Raw genomic sequence first — 20161 nt, 5'->3', positions numbered from 1 at the left:
AATACAACAATAATTAAAATGAAAATAGAAAGAGGAAATGAAATGAAAAAAATATGGAAAAGAATGGACTATTCATTATTACTTCCTCTTATTATTTTATGTGTATTGGGAGTTATAATGGTATACAGTGCTAGCTCCATCGTTGCGATTATGAAGAATAAACCAGCGAACTTCTTTTTTAATAAACAATTATTCATTTTAGCTATTGGAGGAATCGTCTTCGTTTTTATTTCGATTATTCCGTATAGACTTTGGAGAAAAAGAATTATTGTCGTATTAATGGGTTTAGGAAGTATAGGATTATTAGCAGCGGCTTACGTTTTTGGTAAAGAGGTAAACGGTGCAAGAGGCTGGATATTAGGAATACAGCCGGCAGAATTCGTGAAAATATTCGTTATTATTTTATTAGCTCGTTTTTTTGCAAAGAAACAAGAGACGGATACGCCGGTTTTTCAAGGTTCCGCACTTACATTGTTTGTTGTTGGTTTGATCATGTTTATTATTTTAAAGCAAAATGATTTAGGAACTGATATATTAATTGTGGGCATGGTAGGAAGTATGTTCCTTTGCTCAGGCGTTCGCATTAACATATGGATAAAACGACTTGCATTAACCTCCATCGTTTGGATTCCTGCTCTGTATTTTATAGGGAATCACATGCTTAGCGAATACCAAAAAGCTCGTTTTGCTGTGTTTCTTGATCCATTTGCAGATCCACAAGGGGATGGATTTCAGCTCATAAATTCCTATGTTGCCATTGCTTCAGGAGGTCTACATGGTAAGGGGCTAAGTAATAGTATACAAAAATATGGGTATTTACCAGAACCACAAACAGACTTTATTATGGCAATCATATCTGAGGAACTTGGTTTTATCGGGGTAGCGATTGTTTTAATTAGTTTGTTACTTATTATCATTCGCGCATTTCGAATTGCACAAAAATGTAAAGATCCTTTTGGTAGTTTAATTGCAATTGGACTTGCTAGTTTAATTGGTGTTCAAACGTTTGTTAATGTTGGTGGTATGTCGGGCGTAATCCCGCTTACTGGTGTACCTTTACCATTTGTCAGTTACGGTGGTAGTTCTTTAACGGCGAATTTAATTGCAATGGGCATATTATGTAATATAAGTAGCCATGTGAAACAGCAAGAGAAACAACGAAGTGAAGTGGAATCAGAAAGAGAGAAAAGAGAACCGCATCTTGTTGTGGTGAAGTAGAGTGAAAGATCATGAGTATTACAACATTATAATTTCCAGAAAAGAGGTTGTCCTGAAAGTCATATTTTTAGGGTAACCTCTTTTATTATAAGTAAAAGTGTTATGCTTTTTGTTTTTATACAATAAAAGTATGTCGTTTTTACTTAAATGTGTTATACAAAAAGGGTGTTACAATATGGAAAGGTATGCTATACTATTTTTATGAAACAAATTGATTAGAAAACTTATCATTTGTTGAAAAATAAGGTATGATGTATAAAAATAAAGTAAAACTTTCTAGATATAGATTGAAAAAGAAAGTGAAGAACTTCACGCTCTTTAAGGTGTATATCTATATCTATGTAATCTCTAGAGTGGTAGGAAAGTAGAGGGGAAAATTATGACAAAGCTGCAACGCATTAAAAAAGTATTGGTAGCTAACCGTGGGGAAATTGCAATTCGTGTATTTAGAGCTTGTGCAGAGCTTGGTTTAAGTACAGTTGCAATTTATTCAAAAGAAGATAGCCGTTCTTATCATCGATATAAAGCGGATGAATCTTATTTAGTGGGGGAAGGCAAGAAACCGATTGATGCTTACTTGGATATTGAAGGGATTATTGAAATTGCCAAAAATAACAATGTAGATGCGATTCATCCTGGTTATGGCTTCTTATCAGAAAATATTCAATTTGCAAAACGCTGTGAAGAAGAGGGAATCATTTTTATTGGGCCGAAGAGCAAACATCTAGATATGTTTGGGGATAAGGTAAAAGCAAGAACACAGGCGCAATTAGCAAATATTCCAGTTATTCCTGGTAGCGACGGACCTGTGGATTCATTAGAAGACGTTGAAGAATTTGCGACAAAATATGGGTATCCAATTATGATTAAAGCTTCCCTTGGTGGTGGCGGTAGAGGTATGCGTATTGTTCGTAATCATAATGAGCTGGAAGACTCATATAATCGAGCAAAGTCAGAAGCAAAAGCAGCTTTTGGTAACGATGAAGTATATGTTGAAAAATTTGTTGAAAAGCCTAAGCATATAGAAGTACAAATATTAGCAGATGAAGAAGGAAATGTCGTTCATTTATATGAGCGAGATTGCTCTGTACAACGTCGTCATCAAAAAGTGGTTGAAATTGCACCAAGTGTGTCACTTTCGGATGACCTGCGCCATCGTATTTGTGAGGCGGCAGTGAAGTTAACAAAAAATGTGAATTATTTAAATGCTGGTACGGTGGAATTTCTTGTGAAAGGTGATGATTTTTACTTCATCGAAGTAAATCCACGTGTACAAGTAGAACATACGATTACAGAGATGGTTACAGGAATTGATATCGTACAATCACAAATTTTAATTGCAGATGGCCACACTTTACATAGCGAGATTATGAGCATACCAAAACAAGAAGATATCATCATTCATGGTTATGCTATCCAATCACGTGTAACAACAGAAGATCCGCTCAATAACTTTATGCCTGATACAGGAAAAATTATGGCATACCGTTCAGGGGGAGGATTCGGTGTTCGTCTTGACACAGGTAATAGCTTTCAAGGGGCAGTTATTACGCCGTACTATGATTCATTACTTGTAAAAGTGACAACTTGGGCACTTACATTTGAACAAGCTGCTGCAAAAATGGAGCGTAACTTAAAAGAATTCCGTATTCGTGGTATTAAAACAAATATTCCATTCTTAGAGAATGTAGTGAAGCATAAAAATTTCTTATCAGGAGAATATGACACATCATTTATAGATGCATCACCTGAATTATTTGTATTCCCGAAACGTAAAGACCGTGGTACAAAAATGTTAAGCTATATCGGGACAGTAACGGTAAATGGTTTCCCAGGAGTAGGAAAAAAAGAAAAGCCGATTTTCCCAGATGCACGTATACCAAATGTAAAACATTATGAACCAATCCAAACAGGTACAAAACAAATTTTAGATAAGCATGGGGCAGATGGCCTTGTAAAATGGGTACAAGATCAAAAACGTGTATTGTTAACAGACACAACATTCCGTGATGCCCATCAATCTCTATTGGCAACGCGTGTTCGTACGAAGGATTTAATGCAAATTGCTGAGCCGACGGCGAGAATGTTACCAAATTTATTCTCTACAGAGATGTGGGGAGGAGCTACATTTGATGTGGCATACCGTTTCTTGAAAGAAGATCCATGGGAACGATTACTGCAACTTCGTGAAAGTATGCCGAATGTATTATTCCAAATGTTACTTCGTTCAGCAAATGCAGTGGGTTACAAAAACTATCCCGATAATCTCATTCAAAAGTTTGTAGAATGTTCCGCGCAAGCTGGTATTGATGTTTTCCGCATATTTGATAGTTTAAACTGGGTTGAAGGTATGAGCATTGCTATTAATGCTGTACGAGATAGCGGTAAGATTGCGGAAGCAACAATGTGCTATACAGGGGATATTCATGACCCAATGCGCAGTAAATACGATTTACAATACTATAAAGACTTAGCAAAAGAACTAGAAGCATCTGGTGCTCATATTTTAGGTATTAAAGATATGGCTGGCTTATTAAAGCCAAATGCGGCTTATGACCTCATTTCAGCTTTAAAAGACACAGTATCAATTCCAATTCACCTTCATACACATGATACGAGTGGAAATGGTATCTTAACGTATACGAAAGCAATTGAAGCTGGTGTTGATATTGTCGATGTAGCAGTAAGCTCTATGGCAGGCTTAACGTCACAGCCAAGTGCAAATACGTTATACTACGCATTAGGTGGAAATGAAAGACAACCAGATGTTAATATTCAATCGTTAGAAAAACTTTCTCATTACTGGGAAGATATACGAAAATATTATGCTCCGTTTGAAAGTGGTATGAATGCTCCACATACTGAGGTATATATGCATGAAATGCCAGGCGGTCAGTATAGTAACTTGCAACAACAAGCGAAAGCAGTTGGATTAGGAGATCGTTTCGATGAAGTAAAAGTGATGTATCGCCGCGTGAATGATATGTTCGGAGATATTGTAAAGGTAACACCGTCATCAAAAGTTGTTGGGGATATGGCATTGTTTATGGTACAAAACCATCTGACAGAACAAGACATTTTTGAACGTGGTCATGCTTTAGATTTCCCAAGCTCAGTTGTTGAGATGTTCTCTGGTGACCTTGGACAGCCATATGGTGGTTTTCCAAAAGAATTACAAAAAATTATCTTAAAAGGAAAAGAGCCGTTAACTGTAAGACCAGGTGAATTATTAGAACCCGTGGACTTTGAAGCTTTAAAAGAAGAGTTATTCCATAAGCTAGGACGCGAAGTAACAATTTTTGATGTTGTCGCATATGCGTTATATCCAAAAGTATTTATGGATTATGAGAAGGTTGCAGGGCTTTATGGAGATGTATCTGTGCTGGATACTCCAACATTCTTCCATGGTATGAGACTTGGAGAAGAAATCGGTGTTGAAATTGAACGAGGTAAAACATTGATGGTGAAATTAGTTTCAATTGGAGAACCACAACCAGATGGAACGCGTGTACTTTACTTTGAATTTAATGGACAACCTCGTGAAATTGTTGTGAAGGATGAAAGTATTAAGGCGACAGTTGCACAACGAGTGAAAGGAAATCGCGAGAATCCAAATCACATTAGTGCAACAATGCCAGGGACAGTTATTAAAGTTGTTGTGAATGAAGGCGATGAAGTCAAAAAAGGTGATTCCATGGCAATTACAGAAGCAATGAAAATGGAAACAACTGTTCAAGCGCCGTTTAATGGAAAAGTGAAGAAAGTGTACGTGAAAGATGGAGATGCAATTCAAACAGGAGATTTATTAATTGAACTGGAACAATAATGATAAAAACAACTACAAGTCAGTTGAATTTTTCTAACATGGATTCGTCGTTGTAAATAATAAACATAAAGAAAACGAGCTGCGATAAAGCAGCTCGTTTTCTTTATGAAAAGAATCGTTTGTTTTCTGTTGATGTCGTTTGTTTTGCATTTACTTTACTTCTTGTTCCCAACATGACTAAATAACATAATACAGCAAAGAGACATGAAATAAAGAGAGAGTGTAGTAATGCCATTGTAAGACTAGCGTTTGTATATACAACTAAAATTCCTACGATCGCTTGAAGTGTAACAAGGATGAATGAAGTAATCCATCCAAGGTATACTACTCGTTCCTGTTTATAATGACGAATAGCGAGAATCATTGCATATACGATCCAAGCAAATAGTAAGATTGCAGCAACACGATGCCCCATTTGCACCCATTCATGTAATTGAGTCGGCCATGGTCGATTTTTGCTACAAAGCGGAAATTCTGGACATGCTAAGCTTGCACGTTCATGACGTACAAGAGCCCCTGTATAGACAACAAGATAGCTGTAAATTGTTACACCATAAATATGGAATTTCATCTTTTTGTCCATAATAAGAGAACGTGCATCAAATTTTTTATCGATTTCAAAAATGAGACACGCTAATAAAATAACAGAGGCAAACGAAATTAAGGAAATACCAAAATGAATAGCTAGTACAGCAGGGACTTGTCCCCAAACGACAGCTGCTGCGCCCATTAATGCTTGTGCAACTAAAAACACAAAAGATAAAATAGCAAGCGGTTTTGTTTCGCGCACATGCTTATAATATTTCCAAGATAAAATACAAAGGAGTGTAACGAGAATTCCTGCCGATCCGGATGTTAAACGGTGACTTAGCTCAATAATCGTTTCCATTGATAGATTAGATGGAACAAGTTCACCGTTACAAAGTGGCCACGACTTACCGCATCCTTGACCAGAATCAGTTTTTGTAACTAATGCTCCTCCTAGTAGAACACCTAATAGGTCTAGGCTTGTAATGACTGCTAACCATTTAATAAAGCGTTGCAATCTTTTTCACCATCTTTCTGTTATGAAGTTATTGTGAAATATTTTCATTCTGATTGCGTTTGGAGGGCCAAACGCATTACAGTCCTAATAATATATAAAAACTAATAAAATAGCAAAGACATGAAGAGATAGAATAAAACGCGTTCAAAAAGAAAAAACGGATAAAAAATACATATTTTAGTGAAAAATACTTTTATTATGAAAAGAAATAGAGAGAATGCATGCTAAATATGACAAAATAGTTTATTATAGAGAATAGTATCATGTTATGATAGGGATGAATCGGAAAAAGTTTTTAAATATTCGACACAAAAAGTTCATGTTTTCTTCACAAAATGTTTGGAAAATATGATTTAATATATGGGAGTATGAGCGTAGAGTAGCAGTGGAATGAGTTAACAATATTTCTATTGTAATAATATAGCCATATAGAAGCGCGCTGCTTTAGAGAGTCTAAGCATAGAAGAAGGACGAATGTTTTAAGAGGGGGTTGAAATGATGAACCATGCAACAAGTGAGCTGCATGATGAGTCAGCTGTAACAGATGTACCGGAGACAACGCGTGTACAAGATTTATTAGCGCTCGTTAAAATGGGGATTGTCAATTCAAATACATTAACTGTATTTACTGGATTTTGGTTAGCGCTACATTTTAATGGGTTGAATGCTTTAGAGCATTTAGATAAAATGTTCTTTACAATCGTAGGTTCCGCACTCATTATGGCTGGGTCATGTAGCTTAAATAACTATATTGATCGCGATATTGATCACTTAATGGAACGGACAAAAAACCGTCCGACGGTAACAGGAAAATATAAACCTGGATTTGTATTAACGCTAGGTGTTACTTTATTGCTTCTTGGATTTGTATTTTTGTTGTTGACAACAGCGATGGCAGCACTTATAGGTTTTATTGGTGCTTTCACATATGTTGTTTTATATTCTTTGTGGACAAAAAGAGCATATACGCTAAATACAGTGGTAGGTAGCGTATCTGGAGCGGTTCCACCTTTAATTGGTTGGGCGGCAATTCATCCTAGCTTAGATCATCCAATTGCTTGGATGTTATTCTTGATTATGTTTATTTGGCAAATCCCACATTTCCTCGCTTTGGCGATGAAGCGTGTTGATGAATATCGAAACGCAGGAATTCCAATGCTTCCGGTTGTTCATGGATTTGATATTACAAAACGCCAAATTATGATTTGGACAGTATGTTTATTACCATTACCATTTTATATGAGTGGGCTTGGCATAACATTTATGATAATTGCAACATTGCTTAACATCGGATGGATTGTTTTGGGATTCTATGGATTCCGTAAGAAAGATGACATCAAATGGTCCGTTCAAATGTTTGTCTACTCCTTGAATTATTTGACAATCTTATTTGTGTCAATGATTGTAGTTACATTCTTCTAAGACAACGACACGAGTGGATTTCTTTACGTTGAGATTTACTTTACTTATTATAAAGTATAATCTAATTCACAAAGAAAGTGGGGGTTGTTTGTATGAAGAAACAGTGGCGACTGTTTTCGTTCGTTTCACTGATGGCTTTACTGTTAGGGGGATGCGGTAAAGCCTTTCAATCTACTTTAATTCCACAAGGTGAAGTAGCGAAAATGCAATATGATTTACTGTTGTTAGCAAGTGCAATTATGGTAGGTGTAGTATTGGTAGTTACTATTATTTTCTTGTATGTAATTGTGCGTTTCCGACAAAGGAAAGGGCAGGAGGATTACATTCCACAGCAAGTTGAAGGAAATCACAAACTAGAGATTATCTGGACGGTTATTCCGATTCTACTTTTATTGATATTAGCTGTTCCAACGGTTACATATACATTCAAACTTGCTGATGTAAGTGCAATGGAGAAAAAGAATATCGATAAAGATACAATCGTTGTTGATGTAACAGCGAATCTTTATTGGTGGGAATTTTCTTATAAATCAGAAAAGATAGTGACTTCTCAAGATTTAGTTATCCCCACAGGTAAGAAGGTCTATTTAAATTTGAAAGGTGCCGACATTAAGCATTCGTTCTGGGTTCCATCATTAGCTGGAAAAATGGATACGAATACAGATAATGTAAATAAAATGTGGTTAAAAGCAGATAAAGCGGGCACTTATAATGGATTTTGTACAGAATTTTGTGGTCCATCACATTCATTAATGCAATTTAAAGTTAAAGCTGTTAATGAAAGCGAGTACAAAAATTGGATTGCTGATATGAAGAAAATTGATGGCAAAAAAGAAGTAGCTTCTACAAAAGAGCAAGAAGGTAAAGAAATATTTGATAAAAGCTGTATTGGTTGTCATGCAGTTGGATCAAATGATAGTAGACCACCTTCTGCACGTATCGCACCAAACCTAGCAAACTTCGCTGATCGCGATATGGTTGCCGGCATTGCCGAAAACAATGATGAAAATGTGAAGAAATGGCTGAAAGATCCTGAAAATATGAAGCCGGGAAATAAAATGACTGGCAAATATGGAAATTTAACGGATGCCCAAGTTGATGCATTAAATGCATATTTGAAGACGTTAAAAGTTGAGAAATAATAGGGATTATTATTTGCGAAGGGGAGGTTGAAGACGTGAGTTCTGTAGCAAAAAAACAGGGGATGGGTGCTGTTATATGGGATTATTTAACGACAGTAGACCATAAAAAAATTGCCATTCTCTATTTAATTGCAGGTGGATTATTTTTTATCATCGGCGGAATAGAAGCACTATTTATCCGTCTACAACTAGCAATTCCAAACAATGCTTTTCTTGTTGGAGATGCTTATAATCAAGTATTAACAATGCACGGTACAACAATGATTTTCCTCGCAGCTATGCCGCTTGTGTTTGCATTTATGAATGCTGCTGTGCCGCTTCAAATTGGAGCGCGTGATGTAGCATTTCCATTTTTAAACTCACTTGGATTTTGGTTATTTTTCTTTGGAGGCGTATTTTTAAACTTAAGTTGGTTTTTAGGAGGAGCTCCCGATGCAGGGTGGACATCGTATGCATCGTTATCGCTAGCTTCGAAAGGACATGGTATTGATTTTTATGTATTGGGATTGCAAATATCAGGTCTCGGTACGCTAATTGGTGGTATTAATTTTCTTGTTACTATTATTAATATGCGTGCACCAGGAATGACGTATATGCGAATGCCGATGTTTACATGGACAACATTTGTCACATCTTCACTGATTTTATTCGCTTTCCCACCGTTAACAGTTGGATTAGGATTACTTATGTTAGATCGTTTATTTGGTACAAGTTTTTTCAACCCAGCTTTGGGCGGGAATACGATTATATGGGAGCACTTATTCTGGATCTTTGGGCACCCAGAAGTGTACATTCTTATACTTCCAGCTTTCGGAATATTCTCAGAAATCTTCGCGACCTTTTCCAAAAAACGATTATTCGGATATTCATCGATGGTATTTGCAACAGTCTTAATTGGATTTTTAGGATTTATGGTATGGGCGCACCATATGTTTACAGTTGGTCTCGGCCCTGTTGCTAATGCTATCTTTTCTGTCGCGACGATGGCAATTGCAGTACCGACGGGAATTAAAATTTTTAACTGGCTCTTTACAATGTGGGGAGGAAGTATTCGTTTTACAACACCGATGATGTGGGCTGTTGGTTTTATTCCATCATTTGTAATGGGCGGTGTAACAGGGGTTATGCTTGCTTCTGCGCCAGCTGATTATCAGTTCCATGATAACTATTTCGTTGTAGCGCATTTTCACTACGTAATCGTTGGAGGCGTTGTGTTTGGTTTATTGGCAGGAGCGCATTATTATTGGCCTCTTATGTTTAACAAAGTATTGAATGAAGCATTGGGGAAAGTTACATTTTGGTTATTCTTTATCGGTTTCCATTTAACGTTCTTTATTCAACATTTCCTTGGGTTAATTGGTATGCCGCGCCGTTATTACACGTATTTACCAGGTCAAGGATTAGAAATGGGGAACTTAATTAGTTCGGTTGGATCTGCGTTTATGGGACTTGGAACAATAGTTCTTTTATATAACATTGTGAAAACGACAGTGTCTAAAGAACAAGCAGGGCGTGACCCATGGGATGGTCGCACGCTAGAGTGGACAATGCCTGCTCCTACGCCAGAATATAACTTTAAGCAACTACCGTTTGTCCGTGGATTAGATCCTTTTTGGATTGAGAAACGTGATGGGAATAAAGCGATGACACCAGCAGAGCCTATTGGTAACATTCATATGCCAAACGCTTCATTTTCACCATTTGTCATATCGCTTGGCTTATTTATAGCAGCATTTGGCGCGATGTATATGCAAGGTGGAAAAGATAAGTTTTGGCTCTTGGTAGCAATTATTGGGCTTATCATTACATTTGGTACAATGTTCTTCCGATCTATAATTGATGATCATGGTTATCATATTCATAAAGAAGACTTGGATGATAAGGGAGGCACGGCATAATGCATGTAGAGGGAAAATTAACGAATGAAACATTTCCAGCAGAGCCTGAAAAAGCAACCCTCGAAGGAAAAAATAAGTTTGTCGGATTTTGGCTGTTCCTTGGAGGCGAAACAGTATTGTTCGCTTCCTTGTTTGGAACATACTTAGCATTAAAAAATTCGACAAACGGCGGTCCTTCTTCGCAAGAAATGTTTCAAATGCCACTTGTGTTTATTATGACAATGCTTCTATTAACAAGTAGCTTAACGAGTGTATATGCAATGTATCATATGAAGAATTTTCATTTTAAACAAATGCAGCTTTGGTTACTTGTTACAGTGCTATTAGGTTTAGGGTTTCTAGGGTTTGAAATTTATGAATTTTATCATTATGCGCACGAATTTAAGCATACTATGAGAAGTAGTGCATTTGGTTCAGCTTTTTATGCGTTAGTTGGTACACATGGATTACACGTATTATTTGGACTATGCTGGATTTTAACTTTGATTTTTCGCAATGCGAAACGTGGTTTAAATTTATATAATGCCCCAAAGTTTTATGTTGCATCTATTTATTGGCACTTTATTGATGTAGTTTGGGTGTTTATTTTCACTGTAGTATATTTGATGGGAATGGTGGGATAAACAATGGCGACAAAGCAAACAAATACAAATAATTCAAAGGTAGATCTCGTTTATCGTAGAAGAAAAAGTGCAGAGGAAATGAAACATCAAGTTATTACATTTGGATTAATGATTTTTTTGACAATTGTAGCATTTGTAGCAGTAGCGTATCCAAAGACATTTAGTCCCATTTTCTCTGTCCCGTTTATTTTATTATTAGCGGTCGTTCAAGTAATCTTTCAATTGTATTATTTTATGCACATGAGTCATAAAGGACATGAAGCAGCTTCGTTCTTTCTATACTCTGGATTGTTAATAGGGCTATTAACGATTTTGGCCTTCATGACAATTGTGTGGATATAAGAAAACATGAGAGGAGGGCCTTTGGATTACTATGGTCCTCCTTTTTTATGAAGCGACTACATTTTTTGAAAGGTGGGTGTAAATCATGAGTAACTTGTGGATATTTGGTTTTCAAGCATTATGGAGTCCGATTTTTTTCATGTTTATGCTTTCCATTCTCATCTCTTACTTTTTCATCATTGGGCCGTATAGAACACGATTTGAACATGCAGAAAAGGTTAGTAAAAAGCAGATATTTTATTTTACGTCAGGAATTATTCTTCTATATATTGTAAAGGGAGGGCCAATTGATTTAATAGGACATATTATTTTCAGTGCTCATATGCTCGAAATGGCAGTGATGTATATCGCGGTACCCCCATTATTATTATTAGGAATACCAGTTTGGTTATATAGCTATATTACATCTTTTAAAGCGATTCAAGTTATTTTAAAGTTATTTGCGAAACCATTGATTGCTTTATTTGTATTTAATGGCTTGTTTTCTTTTTATCATTTGCCACTTGTATTTGATGCGGTAAAGCAAAGTCAAGTAGCACACCCCATTGTTTTAGCAATATTGTTTTTTACATCGATCATGATGTGGTGGCCAATGTTAAATCCATTGCCAGAGCAACAATCATTAAGTGATATAAAAAAATTAGGATATATGTTTGCTAACGGTATTTTATTAACGCCAGCTTGTGCATTAATTATTTTTGCAAGTGAGCCATTATTTGCGACCTATACAGATTCAAGCGCTTGGATGAAAGCGATGGAACTTTGTGTACCAGCAGGGACATTGAGCGATTTAAATATCACAGGTCCAGAGTTTTTGCATTGGCTGCCTGTAGTACAAGATCAGCAAACAGGTGGAATCATTATGAAAATTGTTCAGGAAATCGTGTATGGTACAATGATTGGATATGTATTTTTTAAATGGGCTCGTAAAGAAAGGGAAAAGGATAAAGAGCAATTACAAGCAGTTCCGCCATATTTGCAAACAAAATAAACAGAATAGAGAAAGTTTTCGGGAGAACAAATAAAACAGGCGCATATCTGTATAGAGGCGCCTGTTTTATTTAAGCTGCCTGTAAAAGTCTTATTCGTGAGGAATGAAGAAAACTCCTACTGATGAAAGTGTTACCTTATTCAACTATTTGAAATTCTTTTAGTTCTTTTTCAATATTTTGAAGAATTTGTTCACTTTTTTGAATAACATTTGTAGGGAAATTTTCATCTGTACCATACTCAACCCCATGTGGATAATAATGTTTTCCCAACAGTGGGGAAAGCAATTTGATCTGTGCGTGTCGCCTTCCAATATCTCCCTCGACTGCGATACCTTGTACTCTTAAATAATATACATCTTTTAATATCTCGAATTTATAATCATATGTAACCCTCTCATAATCCCATTGTCCTGCCAGCACGAAATGGTGATTTTTCATAATTTCTGTAAGAAGTGTAAAGTCAATTACTGTTCCAATGAGTTTTGAATTTGCGAATTGCATGGAATCCCTCCTTATAAAATAGTAGATATCAATTTTATAATAGTATGAAAAATTAGAAAACGCAATTCGTATTGGGAGAAAAGAGAGAATCACAACTTTTTTCATCAAAATATGGTATAGTGAAAGAGTACGGTACACACAAAAGGGAAAGACTAGTAAGGCATTTGTGTATATCTCAACTTTATGTTTGCCCAGGAGGTATATCGTTTGAAGAAATTATTGCGTATCGTAATGATTACGATTTTTATTTTAGCTATTGATCTGTACGGGAAATTACTCGTTTCACAATATATATTAAGCCCTTCTCATTATAAGCAAGAACAAAAACTCGTAAAGAAAAAGAAGCAGGTAACTGAGGGAGAGGCACAAACGATTGCTGATTTTTTAGGAAGAGATGCTGAGAATTTACTAGCCAAGTGGGGGGAACCATCTCGGATTGAGCCTTCTGCATATGGGTATGAATGGTGGGTATATAATCAAGATTTATCACAGTATGTTCAATTTGGACTTGCTGAACATAAAGTTGTAACAGCTTATGTAGCTGGAGATCAAGTTGATGTGACCCCATTTCGTATGAATGAAAAATATGAAGAAGCATATAAAAAGAAGCCATTTTCTCATGAGATTTCTTTGAAAAAAGGAAGGAATAGTTATCAATTTGAATTGTCTGATACTGAAATAATGGAACAGCCACTTATTTCAATTGAAAAAGATAGTTGGGCACAATTGTATTTTGATCACTTTACGCATGAGCTTGTTGGGATTCGGTATATGGATGATGATATATTACTACGTCAAAGACCGTATCAACTTGTATATTCCGGTGAATTAATGCCAGAACAACCGATGTCCCCAGAGAAAATGTCACAAGTAGAGCATGGAAATATGCAGCAAATTTTAGATTTAACAAATATTATTCGAGAACGTCATCGGTTACCTTTATTAACATGGGATCAACAAACGGCCGATGTTGCACTTGGACACAGCAAAGATATGAAGGAAAATAATTATTTTTCACATGATTCGCCGAAATATGGCACATTAGGAGATCGATTACAGCGAGGACAAGTTGCTTTCCAATTAGCTGGTGAAAATATAGCAGCTCAACATAGCGATGGCATTGCTGCGCTGCAAGGCTGGTTGAATAGTGAGGGTCACCGGAAAAATTTGCTGAATGAGCAGTTTACTGGACTTGGTGTTGGTGTATATGACAAGTTTTATACGCAAAATTTTATAAGAAGATAAAAAGGTGCATGAATCGTTTAAAAATAGGCGAACCATGCGCCTTTTTTTTCTTACAATATAGTAGATATATATGAAGAGGTGAGGATTATGCCAACGACAAAAAGAGCGTTACATCCTTCTGTTCAACAATTTAAAGAGTTTGTCAATCATCATCCTAAAATGGTTCATGACGTTCGCAGTGGTCAAAAAACATGGCAACAATTTTATGAAGAATGGTATTTACTAGGGGAAAAAGATGAAATATGGAAACAGTATCAAGCGGATGGTGAACAAGTATCTTCTCCTGCACAAGAAAGTAAAGAGGAAAGAACATCAGATTTAATGGAGCAAATGCTTTCTTTTTTCAAAAAATTAAATGTAGAAGAGATGCAACAACACTTAACAAATGTAACGAGTGCAATCGGAAGTGTTCAACAAGTTATTCAACAATTTAAAGAGAATCGTACAAAACCAGAGCAAAGAAATTCTGAAAATAATCCGTTTTTCTTTCAAAAAGACTAGGGGGAAAAGAGGATGAGAGCAGAACTTATGGAATTTATAAAAGCGAATGAAGATTTAGAACGCTATATTCGAGAAGCGCCGTATTGGTATCGTAAACTGTCGCGCAATCCAGATGAAAAGGAAGCTTTTGAGCTTGCTGCTTTACAACATTTCAAAAAAACGATACCGGATAAAGTAGAAAAGTTTCAAAATCAATTAGCAGTGGCTTCCATTATGATTGATATGTTTCAATACATGGCTCAGCAAAATGCAACATAATGGGAAGGAAAAACTATGTCCGTCATGTAAAACTTTTGTTACAATAGAAAGGTATTATTGAAAAAAGGAGTTACAGCATGACGGAAATTTGTTTAGTACGACATGGACAAACTGATTGGAACTTTCAAGAAATTATTCAAGGGCGTGAAGATATTCCGCTAAATGAAGTTGGGAAAAAGCAAGCGAGTCAAAGTGCTGCTGCTTTACAATTAGAGACATGGGATGTCATTATTAGTAGTCCTTTGATTCGAGCTCAGGAAACAGCGCAAGCAATTGGAGAAGCGGTAGGAATACATTCCATTATATTGGATGAGCGCTTTGTTGAACGGAATTTTGGAGAAGCTTCTGGGAAGCCAGTTGCGACAGTGAGAGAACAGATTGCAATCGGAAACGTAGAAGGTATGGAAACGGATGAAGAGATTGTAAATCGCTGTTTTACAGCACTACAAGATGTTGCAAAAAAGCATGCGGGAAAGCGCATTATCATTGTGGCACATTCACATGCGATTAAAGCGATTTTGCATGCGATTTTGCCAGAAGAAATTACATTTAAAACACCTTTGAAAAACGCTTGTATCAATTATGTAAAAGAAGATCAAGGAAAATGGGAAGTTTTAAAATATAACATTGCCGAGCACATTTGCGTGTAAGGAGGAGAAGGAGTAGTTCTATTGCTACTATGTTATATATAAATGAGACGGCCAGATTAGTAGTTCTGCTGTAAAATGTGTTATGATAGATACTTGGAGGTGTCTCTCATGATTGTAGCGACGCTAGAAAGCGTATTAATTTTAGATAAGGCAGAACAACTGGCACAGGCAGTTGTTTATTCAGATATAGCAGAGAACTATCGAAAGTGTTTCAAGGACTTACAGGAGGATTCGGAAGCACAGGAGCTCATTCGTCAGTTTGCGGCGATGAAAGAGCGTTATGAGGAAGTTAGAAGATTTGGCAAGTATCACCCGGATTATGCTTTTGTTTCGAAAAAGATGCGAGAGTTAAAGCGATCTGTAGATTTGCATGATAAGATTGCGGCTTTTAAAAAAGCGGAAAGTAATTTGCAAAAATTACTAGATGAAGTGAGCGTAGTAATCGGCTCGGAAATTTCATCTTCGATTAAAGTTCCTACCGGGAATCCGTTTTTTGATGCAGGTGGTTGCGGAGGCGGTTGTGGCTCCGGAGGTAGTTGTGGCTGTAAAAAAACGGGGTAATATGCCCCGTTTTTGAAATGTAGAAGAAGAAGAATAGGATCGAATCTATGGCGTGCTATAATGTCGAAAATTTCTGATTTATGTTAGTAGAATATATGAAAAGTATGATGAAGGAGAAGGTTATGTTTGGACAACGACAGAGTTTGATTGTTTATTTACATTCATTAAAACATGCCAAAATTTTACGTAAATATGGTAATATTCATTACATATCAAAACGATTAAAATATGCAGTTGTATATTGTGATATGGATCAATTAGAACATATGATGCATAAGTTAAATAAACTTCCGTTTGTTAAGAGGATTGAACAATCGTATCGTCCGTTTCTAAAAACGGAATTTGAAAATTCACGTCCAGATCGTGCGAAAGAATATGATTATAGTTAAGTAAAATCCCCCTAGCCAATTTGATAGGGGGGATTTTCGTGTGGATGAAGGCTCCCTACTGATAAAGTGAAACTTTAATCAGTGGGGGTTTCTTCATCCCCCACTGATTATGAGCCCTCATCAATCGGGCTGCCCTAAAATAGCGGGATGAAAGTTTCACCCTATTTCATTGGGGGAATAAAGTGATTCATTCGTAAAATGCCAATTAGATGATTAAAGTACAACTCTTTTTCTGGAAAAGTTGTAGATGGTTTCACGGTAAAGGGAATTACTTTTTTTTCGATTTGTTTGGCGGTTTCTTCAAATAAAATAATTCGCTTACTTTTTTTATGATCGAGTATAGGGATGCCTTCACGACATATGTATAGTGGCTGAAAATCGCCTACAGTTGTTGGTTTTAGGATGACAACAAGTGAACATACTTTTTTATTATTTTTAACGGTTTCGAATTGTAACATATGGGTTACACGTTCTTTGTTTGCTTTGGCAATTTCAAGTAATTCATATAAGTCAGAGTAGCCTTCTCCTAGTTCAATAAAGCGTTGAATCATATCATTTTCCTCCTCTTTCTTTTACTGTATCATTTCATTTTTTAAATGAAAAGAAGGCAAAGAAAAAAAACCCTGCAAAGCAGGGCCCTTCTTATACTAGTATGTACTAGTAAGAAGGCAAAGGGAGAGGAGAAACCGGAGGAAGAACTTATGGGGAAACGTAAGTCTTCTCCGCGGTTGGCAACAACATCGAAGGTGATGTTGTTATCTTTATTTATGTCCAATCTAATTGAAGATATACATAATGAATTTAAAATTTATCGTAGGCTTTTTATTTTTCTTTTATTTTATGATAGGATAAAAAAGGTAAAGTGAACCTTACATAGAGGGTAAGATGGTGTTATGAAATGAACTAATACGTAGATAAAGTGTACAGGTTCATTCATTTTCTGTTATATTTTTGAAATGATTGTTAGCTGAATATGCACATGAAATATTGCTGAAAACAAATATTTTTCTTTTCATAAGTAACGGATTCAGGTATTCTGTAATGGTAAAATAATTAGAAAATATTTAGATTTGATAGCGGTTACGAATAATCGCTCCATAGTTTATAGATTGAAATAAAGGTAGTGACAACAAATGAGAGTAGTTTCTGGTAAATGCAAGGGACATCCGCTTAAAGCTGTACCTGGTAGTACAACGCGTCCAACAACAGATAAAGTAAAAGAATCTATCTTCAATATAATAGGTCCATACTTTGATGGAGGGAGTGCCCTTGATTTATTTGGAGGAAGCGGAGGGCTTGGGATTGAAGCGCTTAGCCGAGGGATGGACAAAGTAATCTTTGTTGATCGAGATCATAAAGCAGTGAAGATAATTCGTCAAAATTTGGAAAGTTGTAGAGTACATAATCAAGCTGAAGTATATAGAAATGATGCGGAAAGAGCTGTGAAAGCGCTAATTAAACGTGAGATTTCATTCGATCTAATCCTACTAGATCCGCCATATAAAGATCAAAAAATAGTCTCTCTCATTAGCATTATAGATCAACATGGATTGCTGAATGAAGATGGTTTGATTATGGCAGAGCATGGGAATGAAGTAATCTTACCTGAAACAATAGGGAAGCTTGTAAAGGTGCGGGCAGAAAAGTACGGTATTACAGCCATTTCGATTTATAAGTATGAAGGGGAGGGGACCGAATGACAAGCATAGCAATTTCTTCAGGGAGTTTTGATCCAATAACACTTGGACATTTGGATATCATTAAAAGGGGAGCAAAGGTGTTCGACGAAGTATATGTTGTTGTCTTAAATAACTCAGCAAAGAAGCCATTCTTTTCAGTGGAAGAGCGTTTAGAGTTAATCCGAGAGGCAACAAAGGAGATTCCAAATGTAAAAGTAGATTCACATAGTGGGTTGTTGGTTGAATACGCGAAAATGCGCAATGCAAATGCCATTTTACGAGGTTTACGAGCTGTTTCTGATTTCGAGTATGAGATGCAAATTACTTCGATGAATCGAAAGTTAGATGAAAATATTGAAACGTTTTTTATTATGACAAATAATCAATATTCATTTCTAAGTTCAAGTATTGTAAAGGAGGTAGCTCGTTACGGAGGGAATGTATCAGGGCTTGTTCCATCTTGTGTTGAACGTGCTTTAAAAGACAAGTTTCAAACCCCGTTAAAATAAAACGGGGTTTTTCTTTACTGATTTTGTTATAGAGAGCAGCGAGAGTCTTCTCATAACTCTGTTCGATTCGCTAGCACGTTACAGAGTTATCGTATGGTGCGTACGAATAATAAAATAACATATAGATACAAACAAAGTAGTGTAAAAATGGGGCCATAGTGAAGAAGTAATTCCCAAGTATTTGTAAGTGCTGAAGAATAATTTGATAAAAAGACAGGAATATCTTGTTGGTTCGGTGAAAAAGAATGTGATTTTTCATACAGTGGTCCCCAAAATATAAATGTGTAAATAGGAGCAAGAATACTTTGAATGATTCGAGCAAAAAAGTAGGGTTTAAAGCGAATATCGGTATCTGCTAGTATACTCGCTACTTGCGCTTGAATTGAAAGACCGCTGAAGGCAAGGATAAAACTTGTAATCATTGCTTGTTCCAAAATAGTTGTACCATTTGTTTGGCTAATCATTTTACTTCCTAGTGTCATTTCAAAAAGACCAGATAAAATAGGAATACTAAAATGAGTGGACAATTGGAAGAAAGATAAAATATGTTGCATAATAAAATTCAGAGTTGCTGTAATTTGAAAAATGGTAATCATTTTATTTAACACAGAGAATAAGATAATAAATCCGCCGATCATAAGTAACGTTTGAATGGAAGAAATAATGGCATCTCCTAGCAGTTTTCCAATCGGTCTTTTTTCTTGTAAACGTGTCTCATGGAGAATGGAAAAAGCATGTTGTAATAGACGTCTTTGAACGGGTGATGCACGTTTTATGTAAGGTTTATTGTCACCATAAAAGCGCATAAGTAGTCCGACAGTAAAGTTACTTATATAATGTGCGGCGGCTAAAATGAAGCCTAATTTTGGATTATTAAAGAATCCGATAGATACAGCACCGAAAATAAATAATGGGTTGGAAGAATTTGTGAAAGAGACGAGGCGTTCTGCTTCAATTTGTGTTAGTTGGTTACTTTGACGTAATCTAGCGCTTAATTTCGCGCCAGCAGGAAAACCAGAGGCCATTCCCATTGCCCAAACAAACCCACCGATACCAGGGACTCGGAAGAGAGGGCGCATAAGAGGTTCTAACAGGACACCGATAAATTTTACAACGCCTATGCTAATTAAAAGCTCGGCAACGATAAAAAAAGGTAATAATGAAGGAAAGACAACCTCCCACCACATATTTAATCCGCGAATAGAAGATTGTAATGCGGCTTGGGGATGAAGTACAAGAGAGAATGTTAGAAATAGCGTTGTGATTGTGAGAAAAGCTGTTTTCCATTTTTCATACATACTGCAAAATCCCCCTTTGTCCCAAAAAACGTTCATTTCAGTATACGTGGATACATAGTAAA

General features: G+C 36.2%; 20 protein-coding genes. 16 read left to right on the top strand and 4 right to left on the bottom strand.

The features are described 5' to 3' along the window. Positions 1 to 42: 42 nt before the first annotated feature. Both MR059_RS07820 and pyc read left to right on the top strand, forming a co-directional pair. A complete protein-coding gene (locus MR059_RS07820) occupies positions 43 to 1218 on the top strand; it encodes an FtsW/RodA/SpoVE family cell cycle protein (protein WP_012095098.1) in 1176 nt (391 codons plus the stop codon). A 379-nt stretch (positions 1219 to 1597) separates the two neighbouring features. Continuing rightward, positions 1598 to 5044 (top strand): pyruvate carboxylase, encoded by a 3447-nt coding sequence (gene pyc / locus MR059_RS07815; protein ID WP_210351756.1) that lies wholly within the window; start codon positions 1598 to 1600, stop codon positions 5042 to 5044. Positions 5045 to 5147: 103 nt separating this feature from the next. Here pyc and MR059_RS07810 read toward each other — a convergent pair whose 3' ends face one another. After that, a complete protein-coding gene (locus tag MR059_RS07810) occupies positions 5148 to 6089 on the bottom strand; it encodes a COX15/CtaA family protein (RefSeq protein ID WP_012095096.1) in 942 nt (313 codons plus the stop codon). A 498-nt stretch (positions 6090 to 6587) separates the two neighbouring features. Here MR059_RS07810 and cyoE point away from each other — a divergent pair, with 498 nt between their 5' ends. The 6 genes from cyoE to ctaG all read left to right on the top strand — a co-directional run bounded on the left by cyoE (position 6588) and on the right by ctaG (position 12507). Then, positions 6588 to 7511 carry a heme o synthase gene (gene cyoE, locus MR059_RS07805; RefSeq protein ID WP_041809950.1) on the top strand — a complete coding sequence of 308 codons (924 nt, stop codon included), beginning with the start codon at positions 6588 to 6590 and terminating at the stop codon, positions 7509 to 7511. A gap of 92 nt (positions 7512 to 7603) precedes the next feature. Continuing rightward, entirely contained in the window at positions 7604 to 8653 is a 1050-nt protein-coding gene (gene coxB / locus MR059_RS07800; RefSeq protein WP_012095094.1) for a cytochrome c oxidase subunit II, read from the top strand. 62 nt (positions 8654 to 8715) lie between these two features. Continuing rightward, positions 8716 to 10551 carry a cytochrome c oxidase subunit I gene (ctaD, locus tag MR059_RS07795; RefSeq protein ID WP_176371946.1) on the top strand — a complete coding sequence of 612 codons (1836 nt, stop codon included), beginning with the start codon at positions 8716 to 8718 and terminating at the stop codon, positions 10549 to 10551. Further along, positions 10551 to 11174, top strand: coding sequence for a cytochrome c oxidase subunit III (ctaE, locus tag MR059_RS07790; RefSeq protein ID WP_012095092.1), 624 nt, complete (start codon positions 10551 to 10553; stop codon positions 11172 to 11174). Before ctaD ends, ctaE begins: the two co-directional genes overlap by 1 nt. Positions 11175 to 11177: 3 nt before the next feature. Then, the gene (gene ctaF, locus MR059_RS07785; protein WP_012095091.1) at positions 11178 to 11516 is read left to right on the top strand and encodes a cytochrome c oxidase subunit IVB; all 339 of its coding nucleotides are present in this window, start codon (positions 11178 to 11180) and stop codon (positions 11514 to 11516) included. Positions 11517 to 11601: 85 nt separating this feature from the next. Then, positions 11602 to 12507 carry a cytochrome c oxidase assembly factor CtaG gene (gene ctaG / locus MR059_RS07780; RefSeq protein WP_012095090.1) on the top strand — a complete coding sequence of 302 codons (906 nt, stop codon included), beginning with the start codon at positions 11602 to 11604 and terminating at the stop codon, positions 12505 to 12507. A 136-nt stretch (positions 12508 to 12643) separates the two neighbouring features. On the opposite strand, the gene MR059_RS07775 is transcribed toward ctaG, so the two are convergent. Further along, positions 12644 to 13009, bottom strand: coding sequence for a YugN family protein (locus MR059_RS07775; protein ID WP_012095089.1), 366 nt, complete (start codon positions 13007 to 13009; stop codon positions 12644 to 12646). A gap of 207 nt (positions 13010 to 13216) precedes the next feature. Here MR059_RS07775 and MR059_RS07770 point away from each other — a divergent pair, with 207 nt between their 5' ends. From MR059_RS07770 to MR059_RS07745, 6 genes are all read left to right on the top strand, one after another. Then, complete coding sequence (locus tag MR059_RS07770; protein ID WP_041809947.1) at positions 13217 to 14254, top strand: CAP domain-containing protein; 1038 nt, start codon at positions 13217 to 13219, stop codon at positions 14252 to 14254. Positions 14255 to 14341: 87 nt separating this feature from the next. Continuing rightward, positions 14342 to 14755, top strand: coding sequence for a YlbD family protein (locus MR059_RS07765; protein ID WP_012095087.1), 414 nt, complete (start codon positions 14342 to 14344; stop codon positions 14753 to 14755). 12 nt (positions 14756 to 14767) lie between these two features. Further along, on the top strand, positions 14768 to 15013 hold the full coding sequence (locus tag MR059_RS07760) for a YlbE-like family protein (protein WP_012095086.1): 246 nt from the start codon (positions 14768 to 14770) through the stop codon (positions 15011 to 15013). A gap of 77 nt (positions 15014 to 15090) precedes the next feature. Continuing rightward, positions 15091 to 15663 carry a histidine phosphatase family protein gene (locus MR059_RS07755; protein WP_012095085.1) on the top strand — a complete coding sequence of 191 codons (573 nt, stop codon included), beginning with the start codon at positions 15091 to 15093 and terminating at the stop codon, positions 15661 to 15663. 108 nt (positions 15664 to 15771) lie between these two features. After that, positions 15772 to 16224, top strand: a complete 453-nt coding sequence (locus MR059_RS07750; protein WP_012095084.1) for a YlbF/YmcA family competence regulator — start codon at positions 15772 to 15774, stop codon at positions 16222 to 16224. Between the two features lie 122 nt (positions 16225 to 16346). Continuing rightward, on the top strand, positions 16347 to 16613 hold the full coding sequence (locus MR059_RS07745; RefSeq protein WP_012095083.1) for a YlbG family protein: 267 nt from the start codon (positions 16347 to 16349) through the stop codon (positions 16611 to 16613). A gap of 161 nt (positions 16614 to 16774) precedes the next feature. Here MR059_RS07745 and MR059_RS07740 read toward each other — a convergent pair whose 3' ends face one another. Next, positions 16775 to 17164 carry a DUF7147 family protein gene (locus MR059_RS07740; protein ID WP_012095082.1) on the bottom strand — a complete coding sequence of 130 codons (390 nt, stop codon included), beginning with the start codon at positions 17162 to 17164 and terminating at the stop codon, positions 16775 to 16777. Positions 17165 to 17746: 582 nt separating this feature from the next. On the opposite strand from MR059_RS07740, the gene rsmD reads away from it, so the two are divergent. Beyond that, entirely contained in the window at positions 17747 to 18313 is a 567-nt protein-coding gene (gene rsmD / locus MR059_RS07735) for a 16S rRNA (guanine(966)-N(2))-methyltransferase RsmD (RefSeq protein ID WP_012095081.1), read from the top strand. Further along, complete coding sequence (coaD, locus tag MR059_RS07730; protein ID WP_012095080.1) at positions 18310 to 18801, top strand: pantetheine-phosphate adenylyltransferase; 492 nt, start codon at positions 18310 to 18312, stop codon at positions 18799 to 18801. Before rsmD ends, coaD begins: the two co-directional genes overlap by 4 nt. A gap of 86 nt (positions 18802 to 18887) precedes the next feature. On the opposite strand, the gene ylbJ is transcribed toward coaD, so the two are convergent. Then, positions 18888 to 20099, bottom strand: a complete 1212-nt coding sequence (gene ylbJ, locus MR059_RS07725) for a sporulation integral membrane protein YlbJ (protein WP_012095079.1) — start codon at positions 20097 to 20099, stop codon at positions 18888 to 18890. Between the last annotated feature and the right edge of the window lie 62 nt (positions 20100 to 20161).

It is taken from the genome of Bacillus cereus group sp. BfR-BA-01522 (genome assembly GCF_022662635.1).
Classification (GTDB): domain Bacteria; phylum Bacillota; class Bacilli; order Bacillales; family Bacillaceae_G; genus Bacillus_A; species Bacillus_A cytotoxicus.
Note: the sequence above shows the minus strand (reverse complement) of the source record. Positions and strands in the feature narration are given on the sequence as shown.

Coding starts and splice junctions, on each gene's coding strand:
- ylbJ (WP_012095079.1), bottom strand. CDS start 20,099: ATGTATGAAAAATGGAAAACAGCTTTTCTCACAATCACAACGCTATTT.
- MR059_RS07760 (WP_012095086.1), top strand. CDS start 14,768: ATGAGAGCAGAACTTATGGAATTTATAAAAGCGAATGAAGATTTAGAA.
- ctaE (WP_012095092.1), top strand. CDS start 10,551: ATGCATGTAGAGGGAAAATTAACGAATGAAACATTTCCAGCAGAGCCT.
- MR059_RS07820 (WP_012095098.1), top strand. CDS start 43: ATGAAAAAAATATGGAAAAGAATGGACTATTCATTATTACTTCCTCTT.
- MR059_RS07745 (WP_012095083.1), top strand. CDS start 16,347: ATGTTTGGACAACGACAGAGTTTGATTGTTTATTTACATTCATTAAAA.
- coaD (WP_012095080.1), top strand. CDS start 18,310: ATGACAAGCATAGCAATTTCTTCAGGGAGTTTTGATCCAATAACACTT.
- cyoE (WP_041809950.1), top strand. CDS start 6,588: ATGAACCATGCAACAAGTGAGCTGCATGATGAGTCAGCTGTAACAGAT.
- ctaD (WP_176371946.1), top strand. CDS start 8,716: ATGGGTGCTGTTATATGGGATTATTTAACGACAGTAGACCATAAAAAA.
- MR059_RS07750 (WP_012095084.1), top strand. CDS start 15,772: ATGATTGTAGCGACGCTAGAAAGCGTATTAATTTTAGATAAGGCAGAA.
- pyc (WP_210351756.1), top strand. CDS start 1,598: ATGACAAAGCTGCAACGCATTAAAAAAGTATTGGTAGCTAACCGTGGG.
- coxB (WP_012095094.1), top strand. CDS start 7,604: ATGAAGAAACAGTGGCGACTGTTTTCGTTCGTTTCACTGATGGCTTTA.
- MR059_RS07740 (WP_012095082.1), bottom strand. CDS start 17,164: ATGATTCAACGCTTTATTGAACTAGGAGAAGGCTACTCTGACTTATAT.
- ctaG (WP_012095090.1), top strand. CDS start 11,602: ATGAGTAACTTGTGGATATTTGGTTTTCAAGCATTATGGAGTCCGATT.
- MR059_RS07765 (WP_012095087.1), top strand. CDS start 14,342: ATGCCAACGACAAAAAGAGCGTTACATCCTTCTGTTCAACAATTTAAA.
- ctaF (WP_012095091.1), top strand. CDS start 11,178: ATGGCGACAAAGCAAACAAATACAAATAATTCAAAGGTAGATCTCGTT.
- MR059_RS07755 (WP_012095085.1), top strand. CDS start 15,091: ATGACGGAAATTTGTTTAGTACGACATGGACAAACTGATTGGAACTTT.
- MR059_RS07775 (WP_012095089.1), bottom strand. CDS start 13,009: ATGCAATTCGCAAATTCAAAACTCATTGGAACAGTAATTGACTTTACA.
- rsmD (WP_012095081.1), top strand. CDS start 17,747: ATGAGAGTAGTTTCTGGTAAATGCAAGGGACATCCGCTTAAAGCTGTA.